This is a genomic window from Streptococcus cameli, assembly GCF_053207365.1.
In genome coordinates this window covers 148,041-160,830 of record NZ_JBRUIM010000003.1, presented here as the reverse complement: position 1 = coordinate 160,830, position 12,790 = coordinate 148,041, and the positions used below count along the sequence as shown (strand labels likewise).

Annotated in this window: 16 protein-coding genes; 3 read left to right on the top strand and 13 right to left on the bottom strand. The window is 46.1% G+C overall.

Going from position 1 to position 12,790, the window contains the following annotated elements:
- Positions 1-22: 22 nt before the first annotated feature.
- The 4 genes from ACVR1I_RS07560 to ACVR1I_RS07545 all read right to left on the bottom strand — a co-directional run bounded on the left by ACVR1I_RS07560 (position 23) and on the right by ACVR1I_RS07545 (position 2,221).
- Complete coding sequence (locus ACVR1I_RS07560) at positions 23-217, bottom strand: helix-turn-helix transcriptional regulator (protein ID WP_447443414.1); 195 nt, start codon at positions 215-217, stop codon at positions 23-25.
- Positions 214-756 (bottom strand): hypothetical protein, encoded by a 543-nt coding sequence (locus ACVR1I_RS07555; RefSeq protein ID WP_447443413.1) that lies wholly within the window; start codon positions 754-756, stop codon positions 214-216. The genes ACVR1I_RS07560 and ACVR1I_RS07555 overlap by 4 nt, the downstream gene beginning before the upstream one ends.
- A complete protein-coding gene (locus ACVR1I_RS07550; RefSeq protein WP_447443412.1) occupies positions 753-1,445 on the bottom strand; it encodes a hypothetical protein in 693 nt (230 codons plus the stop codon). Before ACVR1I_RS07550 ends, ACVR1I_RS07555 begins: the two co-directional genes overlap by 4 nt.
- Before the next feature lie 143 nt (positions 1,446-1,588).
- Positions 1,589-2,221 carry a glycoside hydrolase family 3 N-terminal domain-containing protein gene (locus ACVR1I_RS07545; protein WP_447443411.1) on the bottom strand — a complete coding sequence of 211 codons (633 nt, stop codon included), beginning with the start codon at positions 2,219-2,221 and terminating at the stop codon, positions 1,589-1,591.
- On the opposite strand from ACVR1I_RS07545, the gene ACVR1I_RS07540 reads away from it, so the two are divergent.
- Positions 2,196-2,843, top strand: a complete 648-nt coding sequence (locus ACVR1I_RS07540; protein WP_447443410.1) for an ATP-binding protein — start codon at positions 2,196-2,198, stop codon at positions 2,841-2,843. The two genes, ACVR1I_RS07545 and ACVR1I_RS07540, sit on opposite strands and share 26 nt — an antisense overlap.
- Positions 2,844-2,856: 13 nt before the next feature.
- Here ACVR1I_RS07540 and ACVR1I_RS07535 read toward each other — a convergent pair whose 3' ends face one another.
- From ACVR1I_RS07535 to rlmB, 3 genes are read right to left on the bottom strand one after another with little or no spacing between them, the layout of a single operon-like run.
- A complete protein-coding gene (locus ACVR1I_RS07535) occupies positions 2,857-3,717 on the bottom strand; it encodes a DegV family protein (RefSeq protein ID WP_447443409.1) in 861 nt (286 codons plus the stop codon).
- Positions 3,714-4,229, bottom strand: a complete 516-nt coding sequence (locus ACVR1I_RS07530; protein ID WP_447443408.1) for an NYN domain-containing protein — start codon at positions 4,227-4,229, stop codon at positions 3,714-3,716. Before ACVR1I_RS07530 ends, ACVR1I_RS07535 begins: the two co-directional genes overlap by 4 nt.
- Positions 4,230-4,257: 28 nt before the next feature.
- The gene (gene rlmB / locus ACVR1I_RS07525) at positions 4,258-4,986 is read right to left on the bottom strand and encodes a 23S rRNA (guanosine(2251)-2'-O)-methyltransferase RlmB (protein WP_447443407.1); all 729 of its coding nucleotides are present in this window, start codon (positions 4,984-4,986) and stop codon (positions 4,258-4,260) included.
- Positions 4,987-5,058: 72 nt separating this feature from the next.
- Here rlmB and ACVR1I_RS07520 point away from each other — a divergent pair, with 72 nt between their 5' ends.
- The gene (locus tag ACVR1I_RS07520) at positions 5,059-6,012 is read left to right on the top strand and encodes an aromatic acid exporter family protein (RefSeq protein WP_447443406.1); all 954 of its coding nucleotides are present in this window, start codon (positions 5,059-5,061) and stop codon (positions 6,010-6,012) included.
- Between the two features lie 96 nt (positions 6,013-6,108).
- On the opposite strand, the gene ACVR1I_RS07515 is transcribed toward ACVR1I_RS07520, so the two are convergent.
- From ACVR1I_RS07515 to pnp, 6 genes are all read right to left on the bottom strand, one after another.
- Complete coding sequence (locus ACVR1I_RS07515; RefSeq protein ID WP_447443405.1) at positions 6,109-6,516, bottom strand: Mini-ribonuclease 3; 408 nt, start codon at positions 6,514-6,516, stop codon at positions 6,109-6,111.
- Positions 6,509-7,852 (bottom strand): cysteine--tRNA ligase, encoded by a 1,344-nt coding sequence (gene cysS / locus ACVR1I_RS07510; RefSeq protein ID WP_447443404.1) that lies wholly within the window; start codon positions 7,850-7,852, stop codon positions 6,509-6,511. Before cysS ends, ACVR1I_RS07515 begins: the two co-directional genes overlap by 8 nt.
- Complete coding sequence (locus ACVR1I_RS07505) at positions 7,849-8,037, bottom strand: hypothetical protein (RefSeq protein WP_447443403.1); 189 nt, start codon at positions 8,035-8,037, stop codon at positions 7,849-7,851. The genes cysS and ACVR1I_RS07505 overlap by 4 nt, the downstream gene beginning before the upstream one ends.
- A gap of 1 nt (position 8,038) precedes the next feature.
- The gene (locus ACVR1I_RS07500) at positions 8,039-8,800 is read right to left on the bottom strand and encodes a nucleoside phosphorylase (protein ID WP_447443402.1); all 762 of its coding nucleotides are present in this window, start codon (positions 8,798-8,800) and stop codon (positions 8,039-8,041) included.
- A gap of 11 nt (positions 8,801-8,811) precedes the next feature.
- A complete protein-coding gene (gene cysE, locus ACVR1I_RS07495) occupies positions 8,812-9,435 on the bottom strand; it encodes a serine O-acetyltransferase (protein WP_447443401.1) in 624 nt (207 codons plus the stop codon).
- A 216-nt stretch (positions 9,436-9,651) separates the two neighbouring features.
- Positions 9,652-11,877, bottom strand: a complete 2,226-nt coding sequence (pnp, locus tag ACVR1I_RS07490; RefSeq protein ID WP_447443400.1) for a polyribonucleotide nucleotidyltransferase — start codon at positions 11,875-11,877, stop codon at positions 9,652-9,654.
- A gap of 287 nt (positions 11,878-12,164) precedes the next feature.
- Here pnp and ACVR1I_RS07485 point away from each other — a divergent pair, with 287 nt between their 5' ends.
- Positions 12,165-12,692, top strand: a complete 528-nt coding sequence (locus ACVR1I_RS07485) for a GNAT family N-acetyltransferase (protein ID WP_447443399.1) — start codon at positions 12,165-12,167, stop codon at positions 12,690-12,692.
- Positions 12,693-12,790: the final 98 nt, after the last annotated feature.

Sequence of the window (12,790 nt, the reverse complement as noted above, 5' to 3'; positions counted from 1 at the left end):
ACGTTTGTTTCGTCAATTGTTCTTATTCTTCCCAGAAGAGTTCGTCGAGGGTTTTGTCCAGCGCCTTGCAGATGGCCAGACAGAGATTGATGGTGGGGTTGTAATCGCCTTTTTCCACTGCTGCAATGGTTTGTCGCGAGACGCCAACAAGATCAGCTAGATTCTGCTGGGACAAATCTTTTCCAGCCCTTGCAGCCTTTAATCGGAGGTTTTTCATTCTTCATCCCTCCTTTTTTCAAGAACAAACTTGGTCAAAAGGGCCAATCCAAGACTCAGCTCAGTCAGAAAAAATGTGCCCTTGTAAGCCACTTCGTCTAAAAAGATTTTCCAGCTTTCCAGTCCCTGTTCAGATGCCAGCCAAACTTGGTAGTCCGAATGTGCACCTTTCATGCCTAAAGCGGCCATGGCTAAGGAAAACAAACCGGGCCAGATAAACGATCGGTATTCTTTGGGTTTGTAATAAGCATCGTTCCAAATCCAATAGGTTAATGCCACCGTAAATCCCGAACCTAAGACAAGGACAAGGACCGAATCCAAAGAAAGATAGTTCTCGAGGAAGCTGGCTGAAAATTGACAGACCACTAAGGTTACGACCATAGTCGAAAAACCCCATTTGTATCCCTTGTTTCGATATAAGATTTGGCGTTCGTCAAATGTTTCGTTGTTTACTATTTTTTCTTTTGAAACCATATAGATTGATAAAAGAAGGCCTAGCAATAAGAAGGCGACAACCACTATTTGTTTGATGAGCATCATTCTTCCTCCTCTTTTTTATTCTGGTAGAGACGGTAAAGGATACTGAGTCCCATGCTAAGAAGCGTAAGCCCTAGGACAATCATGCTACCACTGCCCCCTCTGCCAAAAAACTGAGAGAGACTTTCCTGCCCTGCCATTGTCTCCAAGATACTGAACCCAACTATTCCCAGACCAAATAAGCTGGCAAGTGCCCCCATTATAGATCCTCTTGTGCTAAAGCGTGGATCGACAAAGGGGGAGGCGCCTTTAAGGTTGGCGGTTGAGGTGGTCAAGCCTAATCCTCCCCAGAGACCCAGAACCAGCATAAAATCAAGGGAAATAACCTGACTCCAAAACCGGCTGATAAAGATGGAAAGCCAGAAGATGAAGATGCTGTACCAAAAACCGAGTGTATAACTTTGTAGGAGAAAACCTTTCTGCCGTTCATCGTAGACGGTTGTTTGCTGAACTTTTTGGATACTTTCTGGATCTCCAATTTCTATCTTGTCCTGCAACTTTTTGGCTGAACGCAAACCAAGGAGCAGAGCAATCAACAAGAGGCTTAACAAGACGACAAAAGCCCAGAAAAGATTTCGTAGAAAGGAATCTGATGCACTATTAGCCACCAGGAGGGCTACAAGATCCATGACTGCAACCAGGGCAATGACCAACCATTGCTGTTTCACGATCGACTGTTGTTTAGAAAACATATTCTTTCCTCCAATTTTTCTGTTTGATTTGACTTTATTATATCTTTCACCTTACATTTTGTCAAATATACTTTACAAAATGTTTTGTATTTTTGTAAAAAAACAACCATTCAAATGAATGGTTGTTGGTTGAAAAGGAAGTCTTAGTTTTCTTCTTTTTTCCATTTTGTCTTACGGATAAGGGCATAGCCACCGAATAAGACAAGAGCTGCAATCACAGCATCTGCTGCATAGAGCCATTTTTGCCACAATGGCACAATGGTTTTAACTTTCGCAGTAGAAGAGATGCCGTTCATGGCTAAACTACGTGATACTGCAAAGAGAATGCGTTTTGAAGCTGTCCGCAATTGTGTCATCACAGTCGGATTCTTCGCGTAGTCTTCAATGGTCCAGTTGTCTGTACCAGTATTGAGGTAGAGGTCCGTACCAGCTTCTAAACCACCACGAATGGCCATAAATGGAAAGGCTTGTGGGAAGGAAGCTTGGTCTGTGACAATAATTCCTTGGAAGTCCCACTCATCACGAACAACATCGGTCATCAAGCCTTTGTGGTTACCAGCCCATGTTGCACCAACACGGTTCATGGCTGCCATCATACCAAGGGCTCCTCCTTCTGTCACACTTTCTTCAAATGGTGACAAGTAGATTTCACGGATGGATTGCTCATTGGCAAAGGTCAAGAGGGACGGACGGTTGGTTTCTTGATCGTTGAGGGCAAAGTGTTTGATGAAGGCGATAAGTCCTTTTGTAATGGAGCATTTATTAAAAGAGCGCAAAAAACAGTACCAGATGGAAAAAGATGCGGTTCAGCACATCAACCATAAGGTCCACGACTTGAAAAACCAGGTCCTAGCCCTGCAAAATATGGAAGAATCTAAAAAAGGAGAGTACTACCAAGACATCCTTCATAGTATTTCCCATTACGACCAAGTGTTCAATTTAGAAAACGAATCCCTCAATACCCTGCTGACCCAAAAACACCACCAATGCCAATTAAAAGGCATTCAACTGACCCATATGATTGATGGGGAGGCTCTGCATTTTCTGTCTTTGCTGGATGTTTATACGATTTTAGGAAACGCTCTGGACAACGCCATTGACTGCGTACAGGATTACGAAGATCCGGCAGATCGGCAAATCAGCCTCCATATCAAGCAGCACAAACAATTTGTAGTCATGGAAGTACTCAATCGATTTTTGGATACCATTGAACTGGATCCAGAAAGTCAGCTGCCAAAAAGCACAAAAAACGACCATCATTACCATGGTTTTGGCTTAAAAAGCATTCAAACCACCCTTGAAAAATACAATGGCTGGCTCTCGATTCACACTGAAAACCAGACCTTTTTACTGACCATGATGATTCCCAGCACACATCAAAAAGAAACGCCGCAATAAGCGAGCGTTTCTTTTATTTGGCTATTTTTCCAAAAGACAAGAGGGCCAACACATCATGACCGACATGAGCGGCAATCACGGGTCCCAGGGGTTCCATAATAACGTCTGTAACAGTATCTTCTTGCAAGAGGGTTTGGCGGACTTCTTCAGCGGTTGAAGCATCACCTGTATAGGCAACCATCACTGTCTCTTCTGCCAAATCATCTAGCGTAAGGGAAATCATCTCCCGGATACCTTTTTTGCGGCCACGGATTTTGGCAATCGAATCCAAACGTCCCTCTCTGTTAATCGCAATCAAGGGTTTAATGTTGACCAAGCCACCAATCATGGCAGCGGCTTTAGATAGGCGGCCCCCTCGTACCAGGTGATTGAGGTCATCCACAAGCAGGTAGGTCCGCAAGCGTGGTGCCATTTCTTCCACGATGGCCACGGCCTCATCCAAATCTTTGCCTGCTTGACGGGCTTTGGCAGCGGCTAAGACCAAGTAGCCTTCTCCAATAGTTGCGGCCTTGGTATCGACAATGGCAATCTTAGCATCTGGGTATTTTTCCAAGACCATATCACGCGCAATCACGCCACTTTGGTAGGTTCCTGATAGGGCAGACGAGAATGCGATATAAAAAACGTCTTCTCCATTTTTAGCAGCTTCTTCAAAAACTGCTTCAAATTGACCAACATTGACTTGACTGGTTGTTGGCTGGCCACCCTGTGCCATTTTCTCCAGTAGAACCCCACTGGTCAAGGCTTCCTCTCCAGTTGTTTCATAGGTAACACCGTCTAATTGAATAGTGAGTCCCAAGACCGTAATCTGGTGGTCCGTTATCCACTCTTTTGGTAAATCTGCTGTTGAATCGGTCACAATCCTAAATGTCATTTCATCTCCTCTAGTAAAGTTTTTAAGGTTTGGTAATTGCCGTCTGACCAGGGATTGAGCCTCGGTGTGTAGAGTTCGACCTGATCGACAAACTGATTGACTTCTTTTTTGACGCTGGAAACGCGTTGCTCCAACTCACGGGCAGATACCCGCAAGGCACCTTGGGAAAAGACCACCCACTGTTCATTCAAATCGCTGGTGGCAACCGAGACCGTTAAGCGGGAAGTATTGAGTTCAGCGGTCATTCGCTCGATGTAGGAATCCGCGGTCTCTTCTTCTTCGGTAAAAATAACGGTCACATTGTAGGCATCATAGCGCTGACGCAAACCCGGAACGTGCTGGGCATCAAACACGCATATAACCTCGATCTGTTCAAAAGAAGCGTAATTGGATAATTTATTGAGCAGGGTGTTTCTGGCTTCATCTAGATTGCCCTGACGAAAGGCCTGCTTGGTGGATTGCCAGAAGGCAATCATGTTGTAGCCGTCTACAATTAAGATTTTTTCTTTCATCTTGCCTTCTACCTTCTCCATTTTTTAGTTATAATTTGTTTCGGAAAACCTCGTACATCAAGACAGCCGCGGCCACACTGGCATTGAGGCTTTGGACGTGGCCCTGCATGGGAATGGTGATCATCTCATCTACCTGTTTTTTGATATTGGGGCTGATTCCTTTTCCTTCATTGCCAATGATCAAGGCCAACTTGCCGGCTGTGTTCCATTTGTGGGAGGGTGTCCCGTTCATATCCGTTCCAAAAATCCAGAAACCCGCCTCTTTTAGCTGGTCCAGGGTCTGGCTAAGATTGGTCACACGGGCAATCGGCACATGGGCCACTGCTCCTGTTGAGGTTTTGGAGACGACAGGCGTGACCCCAACAGCCCGGTGCTTGGGAATAATAACCCCGCAGACATTAGTAGCGTCAGCCGTCCGCAAGATAGACCCAAAATTATGTGGGTCTGTCAATCCATCCAAGATCAGAAGCAAGGGATTGTCTTCCTGCTCTGCTTTTTCCAAAATAGTCACCAACTCGGCATAGGCAAACTCTGAAACCCGCAGAACAAAGCCCTGGTGAACTGCTCCTTCTGTCATCTCTGTCAAGGTTTTTTTGGGTGTCCACGAAATCGACACCTTTTTGTCAGCAGCCAGTGCCTTGATTTTTTCTACATTTTTTCCACGCAGGTCATCCTGAATGTAGAGCTTGTTGGCAACATTGGCCTCCAAGCTTTCCACCACAGCATGTACTCCGTATACAATATCATTTTTTTCCATAGACATATTATACCACATCCCCTGCTCGCTACTTCAAAAATATGATACAATATGTCAAGAAAGGAAGACCCTATGTCCATTATCCAACGCACCATCAAACTTGTTTTGGCCACTGTCCTCGCCATCTACACCGCAGAAACCTTGAGGCTAGCATACGCCACTTCTGCTGGTATCATCGCTATCTTGAGCGTCCTTGACACCCGTAAATCCTCCTTAAAGATGGCTTTGGACCGCCTCTGGTCTAGCCTTTTAGCGCTGACACTGGCCGCACTTACCTTCTGGCTTTTTGGCTTTGAGATGTGGACCTTGGCGATTTACCTAGCCCTTTATGTCCCTACCGCCTACCTCCTCAACTGGCAGGCCGGCATTGCTCCTTGTACCGTCCTTGTGACCCACCTTCTCCTGGAACAACGGATCGATTTGGCTTTTTTGGGAAATGAGCTGGCGCTGTTTTTGATTGGGGCTGGATTTGCCCTCTTGATCAACCTCTACATGCCGTCACAAGAAAAGCAAATCGAAAGTTACCACCAAGAAGTAGAAGACCTCCTCAAGCAAATCCTGTTGAAATTTGAATCTTTTTTGTTAACAGGAGATGGGCGAAATGAAGCAGAGCTCATCAATCAATTGGACCAAACGCTAGACCAAGCCCTTGAAGTTGTCTATCTAGACCGCCACAATCAGGTCTTTCACCAGACCAACTACCAAGTACATTATTTTGAAATGCGGGCCCAACAAAATAAAATCCTGCGAAACATGGCCAAACACATCAACAAGTGCCAACTTGAGGCCAAGGAAAGTATCATCTTAGCTAGTCTCTTTGCCAGATGTGCCGACCAGCTCAGCCGGCAAAATCCCGGCCTCGAACTCCGGCAGGACATTGAACTTTTCCACCAGACCTTCCGCGAACGCCCCCTGCCCCAAACCCGTGATGAATTTGAAACTAGGGCCACCCTCTTTCAACTCTTACAGGAATTGGCTGACTTTATTCAATTAAAAGTGGATTTTTACGAAGAGTATGCGAAATAGAAGAAGCTCTGCTAGATTTCTTCTGTTTTTTCAATTTTGGTTGGACCGACAAAAAAGACAAACCTCCAAAGAAGCTTGTCTGTTCTTTCAAACACCTTAGGGTGTTTTTTTTGTTTCTTCAATCCTTGCAATGCACCAGTCAATCACTTCTTCCATGCGGTCGATTTGGTCGGTCATGTGCAGATAACCAAGAATAGCTTCAAAACCAGTGGACATTTTATAGGTAATAATGTCCGTGTTTTTAGCCTTGGTATGGGTACTGGCGTTGCGGCCACGTTTGTAGATTTCTTCTTCCTTTTCCGTCAGCAAGCCTTCTTCCAAGAGCTGCGTCGCCAACATGGCTTGTGCCTTGGCAGAGACATACTGGGTTGCCAAACGGTGCAGTTGGTTGGGCTTGGTTTGCCCCGAAAAAATCAAGTGACGGCGAATATACATGGAGTAGACCGCATCCCCTTCAAAGGCCAGGGCGATCCCATTGATGAGATTGACATCAAGTTTAGTCACGCAACCACCTCACACCATCTTTGGTATCCAAGAGTTGGATACCTTGGGCTGCCAATTCATCTCGAATCCGGTCCGCGGTCGCAAAATCGCGATTGGACCGAGCTTCCTGTCTCTGAGCAATCAAGGCTTCAATCTCATCATCCAATACTTCTTCGACAAAAACAATCCCAAAGACGTTTAAGAGTTGGGCAAAAGCCTCTTTGATAGCGGAATTGTAATGACCCGAATTGATCCATTTGGCCATATCAAAGATGACCGTAATCCCGTTTGCGGTATTAAAATCATCATCCATGGCTTGGGTAAAGCGGTCTATCCAAGCTTGCAAATCACTAGCTGTTCCCTTTTCTGTAAAGGGTTGGGTGTAGGTGTTTTTCAAATATTTGAGATTGGTCTCCGCATCCTGAATGGCTTTTTCGGTGTAATTCAAGGGTCTGCGGTAGTGCTGAGTCGCTAGGAAGAAGCGCAAGATTTGCCCATCGATTTTTTGCAACAAATCATGAGCGGTTACATAGTTCCCTAAGGACTTGGACATTTTCTCATCATTGATGTTGAGCATGGCATTGTGCATCCAATAATTGGCAAAGGGATGGCCTGTCTTGGCTTCAGATTGGGCAATTTCATTGGTATGGTGTGGAAACTCTAAATCGGCTCCCCCACCATGAATATCAATGGTATCCCCCAAAATCTCTGTTGCCATGACCGAACACTCGATGTGCCAGCCAGGACGACCTTGCCCCCAAGGGCTATCCCAAGAGACCTCACCAGGCTTGGCCGATTTCCAAAGAGCAAAATCAAATGGGTGTTCCTTGATGTCCCCTTCGCCTTCGACACGACCACTGGCACCTGCCTCCAAATCTTCCAAGGTTTTATTGGCTAATTTGGCATAATTGTGCGATTTGGCCACACGGAAATAGACATCCCCAGCCGCCTCGTAAGCGAAGCCCTTATCCATCAAGACAGAAACAAACTCAATGATTTCATCCATGTAATCGATGACACGGGGATTTTTAGTGGCCGGCTTGACCCCAAGCTGGGCCACATCTTCCTTGAAGGCCGCAATGAACTTATCCGAAAAACTCTTGGTATCCATGCCAGCCTCAGCCGCACCCTTGATAATCTTGTCATCTACATCGGTAAAGTTTGAAATATAGGCCACGTCATAACCCCGGTACTCAAAATACCGGCGAATGGTATCAAAGGAAACGACACTTCTGGCATTTCCGATATGGATGTAGTTGTAAACCGTTGGACCACAAACATACATCTTGACCTTTCCCTCTTCCAAGGGAACAAATTCTTCTAGCTGCCGCGTCAAGGTATTGTAAATCTTTATCATTCTTGTTTTTCCTTTTTAAATGTTTGGTAAGACTTGTAAAGGTAAGCTAGTAGCACCACGGTTACCCCACCTGTTATGAAGGCAATACGAAACTCTCCTTGAAAAAATTCTGCTATCGCCACCAATCCGATAAACAAGGTCACCAAACAGACCAAGCGATTGGCATCGTAAAAATCAAATAGCATTTTATACCTCTCCTGCAATCTTCAGGGCTATCTCAAAGAAGGTCATGACATCAGCTGTCCGTTCTTCTTGGCGTTTGTCCCACTGGTTGGTCGTGTGATCCACGTAGTCCGCCGTGTAGAAGAACTGGTAGACCTTGGCTGAGCGAAACTGGGTCCAGGCCATGATAGCAGACGCCTCCATATCCACTACGGTTGCCCCAGCCGCCAAGCGGCGTTTGACCTTATCAGCCGTCTCTCGGTAAAAGGCATCGGTCGTCCATGCCTTGGCACGGACATGCTCAATCCCGTGTTTATCAAGGGCTTTTTCCATGGTTAAAAGCAGGGCTTCCTCATAAGAAATCTCATCGCTAGCTGGCGCATAGTGATAGCTGGTCCCCTCGTCCCGTAGGGCTGACGCTGGCAGAATTATCTTATCAGCTCCGATGGACTTGTCCAGAACCCCACAAGAGCCCAAAACGATGAAATTCTCAAAACCAAAGGCCTTAAGTTCTTCCAGTTGGCCAACCGCCATGGCAGCGCCAACCACCGCCATCATGACCGCCACCTTGAGCCCATCTTTTTCATAGAGATAGACCGGATTGTGGCCGTTAATGCTGTTCACAAATCCAATCTGCTTGACGCCTGGCATCTGGCTTACGCGCTGCACAATTTCCCCATTGAAAGAATAAATCAAGGTCGGACAGACCTCGTCCATCCGGTGGCTCAAACTCTTATTTGTTGGTTCGATGACCGCAGGGCCATTTTCAAATTCTTCTAGTAGCATTCAGATTCTCCCTACAAATTGGACGAGTGGTGGCTGGCATCCCGCATGGCTTCTAGTTTGGAACTGTAATAGAGACTCTCGCGTTCGGCTTCAATTTGGTCAATCACCAGCTCGTCTTTTTTGCCGTGAACACGGACAACCTTAGCAGGAATACCGACCACGGTCACTTCGGCAGGCACATCTGAAACGACCACCGCAGACGCTCCAACCTTAGAATAGGCTCCAATTTCAATGGGCCCAATTACTTGGGCATGGGCTGAAATTAAGGCCCCTTTTCGAATGGTCGGGTGACGTTTTCCACAGTCTTTACCTGTCCCACCCAAGGTCACTCCGTGGTAGAGCATGACGCCTTCTTCCACGATGGCTGTTTCACCAATCACCAGACCTGCTCCGTGGTCAATAAAGACACCGCTAGCAATCTGGGCCCCTGGATGGATTTCAATCTGGGTTAAGAAACGCCAGAATTGGCTGTGCATCCGGGCCAATAATTTAAAATTGTGTTTCCATAAAAAATGGGATAAGCGGTGTGCGGCCAAGGCCTTGACACCGGGGTAGGTCAACAAGACCTCTAAACTTGTCCGAGCTGCGGGATCCAACTCTTTGACAATATCAATGGTTTTTCTCCACCAACCCATACTGACTCCTTTATGTGATGGGCTAGCCCTGGTTCTACAAAAACCAATCCACGCTAGCTCATTCATTTCTTGCTTTATGAGAAAACATCTGGGATACAAAATCCTAGATGCTTTCTACCTATTTGTCTATCCTTGTCTGTATATCTGTCTTACAATATCGAAGAGTGATATTGCTGTTTGAACAACAGCTTACACAAGCGTTTACAGGTTAGACGATTATTTTTCAACCTTGTGGAATTTGAACTCGCCAAATCCAGCGTTGTCTTTTTGCTCTCTTGGACGACGAGGACGCTCAGAACGTTCTGGTCGGTCTTTGCGCTCTTTCTTGTCTTCTTCCACACCTTCTGGTTTTGGTAAGAGAACTTTCATGGACGCATCCACACGGCCTTTTTCGTCAATCTTCATGATTTTCACATCAACCTCATCACCGATTTCAACCAAGTCTTCGACACGGTTGGTACGGGTCCAAGCCATTTCAGAGATGTGCACCAAGGCATCGGTCTTTTCAAAGAGGTTGACAAAGGCACCGAATTTCTCAATGCGGACAACCTTGGCCTTGTAGACTTCCCCAACTTTTGCTTCACGCACTAAGCTGGCAATGATGTCTTTTGCACGGTTAATGGCATCCTGGTCTGATGAGTAGATGGACACATTTCCTTCTTCATCAATGTCAATTTTCACGCCAGTTTCTGCGATAATCTTGTCAATGGTTTCCCCACCTTTACCGATAACCACCTTAATCTTGTCAACATCAATCTTGATGGTGTCAATTTTCGGTGCAGTTGGTGCCAATTCTGGACGCACTTCAGGAATGGTTGCTTCGATCACATCCAAGATTTCAAAGCGGGCTTTCTTCGCTTGGGCAAGGGCTTCTTCCAAGATTTGTGGGGTAATCCCGTCAATCTTGATATCCATTTGAAGGGCTGTAATCCCGTCACGGGTACCTGCTACCTTGAAGTCCATGTCGCCAAAGTGGTCTTCCAAACCTTGGATATCGGTCAAGACAGTGTAGTTAGTTCCATCAGAAATAAGTCCCATGGCAATCCCTGCAACAGGGGCCTTGATTGGCACACCACCTGCCATAAGGGCAAGCGTGCCTGCTGTGATGGAAGCCTGTGAAGAAGAACCGTTTGATTCCAAGACTTCTGCAACCAAACGAATGGCATAAGGGAAGTCCTCTAAACTCGGCAAGACTTGCTCAAGGGCACGTTCCCCAAGAGCACCGTGTCCAATTTCACGACGACCAGGGGCACCATAACGACCAGTTGAACCCACTGAGTATTGTGGGAAATTGTAGTGGTGCAAGAAGCGTTTTTTGTACTCATCTCCTAAACCGTCAATGATTTGGGTTTCCCCCATCGGTGCCAAGGTCAAGACAGAAAGGGCTTGAGTTTGACCACGGGTAAAGAGACCTGAGCCATGAACTTGTGGCAAGAAGTCCACTTCGGCATCCAAGGGACGGATTTCATCGACACGACGGCCGTCTGGGCGAACCTTGTCTTCGGTGATGAGACGACGCACTTCTGCATGTTCCATCAACTCCAAGATTTCATGGACATCCCGCATGATACGATCATGGTCTTCGTGGTCCGCATAGCGTTCGTCATAGGCTGCAATAACGGCTTCACGAACGGCATTTGTTGCATCTTCACGCGCTAGTTTTTCTTCTACTTGAACAGCCTTTTTCAAATCATCATTGTAGGCTGCTACGATTTCTGCTTGCAGGTCTGCATCCACTTGGAGCAATTCAACGTCTGCTTTTTCTTTGCCGACTGCTGCTACAATCTCATTTTGGAAGTCCAAGAGTTTTTGGATTTCAGCATGTCCCAACAAGAGAGCTTCCAACATGATGTCTTCAGACAATTCTTTTGCCCCAGATTCTACCATGTTGATGGCATCCTTGTTACCCGCAACAATCAAATCAAGAAGCGATTCTTCTTGCTGCGCCTTGTCTGGGTTGATGACCAATTGGTCATCCACGTAACCCACTTGCACACCAGCAATCGGTCCGTTAAACGGAATGTCTGAAATAGCAAGGGCAAGGGAAGAACCAAACATGGCCGCCATTGGCGCGCTAGCATTTTCATCATAGGAAAGAACCGTGTTAATCACTTGAACTTCATTGCGGAAGCCTTCTGCGAACATCGGACGGATCGGACGGTCAATCAAACGGGCTGTCAAGGTCGCGTCCGTTGACGGACGGCCTTCGCGTTTCATCCAGCCACCAGGGAATTTCCCTGCTGCGTACATTTTTTCCTCATAGTTAACTTGGAGTGGGAAAAAGTCTCCTGTTGCCATTTTTTTAGACATCACGGCTGCAGTTAGAATGGTTGAGTCCCCATAGCGAACAACGACTGCACCATTGGCTTGCTTAGCAACTTGGCCTGTTTCCACCACCAACTTCTTGCCTGCAAAAAATGTTTCAAAAACTTGTTTTGTCATCTTGTAGATACCGACACCATCTAGAATTTCCCCATCCTTCCAAACGGAAATATGGAAAATGCGCATGCGCTTCTAGATCGGTCTATTCCTCTCTTTTTTAAATTGAATGTTTTCTGACGTGTTTTCCACAAAATTCAATTCAGCTCCTAGCCAAACTCAACTTTGCACAAAACCACGTACTGCTAACTATTTTACCATATTTCAAGCAGAAAGAAAGCAAGGAAAATCAAATTGACAAGATTTTTCCACTCTGCTATACTACTTAAAACATTTCAGGAGGTCCCAACATGGAAAAACTCTATTTAGCCAAGCCCAGTATGGATTGGCAAGACCAGTTACTGGATTACAGACACGCCTTTCAAGACGAGCGCCTCCACGGAGGCAACCATCTGGACAAAATGAATTCCATCTCGGACTGGTTAGAACACATCGAAGCCTCTTCTTCCTATGAGACCTGCCAAGAGGGGCGTTCTCCATCTTCCACTTTTCTTTGCATCCGAGAGTGTGACCAAAAAATGGTCGGCATCTGCAACATCCGCCATGACCTCAACCAGGATTTCCTCATCAACATTGCAGGCCACATCGGCTATTCCATCAAACCTAGCCAACGCAAAAAAGGTTACGCAACCGAACAACTACGACTGACTCTCTTAGAAGCACAAAAACTAGGCATTAACCGTGTGCTGGTAACGGCCGCTGAATGGAACATCGCCTCCCAGAAAACCATTCTAGCCAACGGCGGGATTTACGAAGACAGCCGTTTTGATGACAGCGACCAAGAGATGATGTTCCGATATTGGATTGTCAATTCATAAAAAAATCGCAGCTTTCTGATCTGGCAATTCATCTCTTGAAAACAAATCCCTTGTTATTTTCATGAAATTTTCATAGAATTTAGCAAGGAGGAAATGAA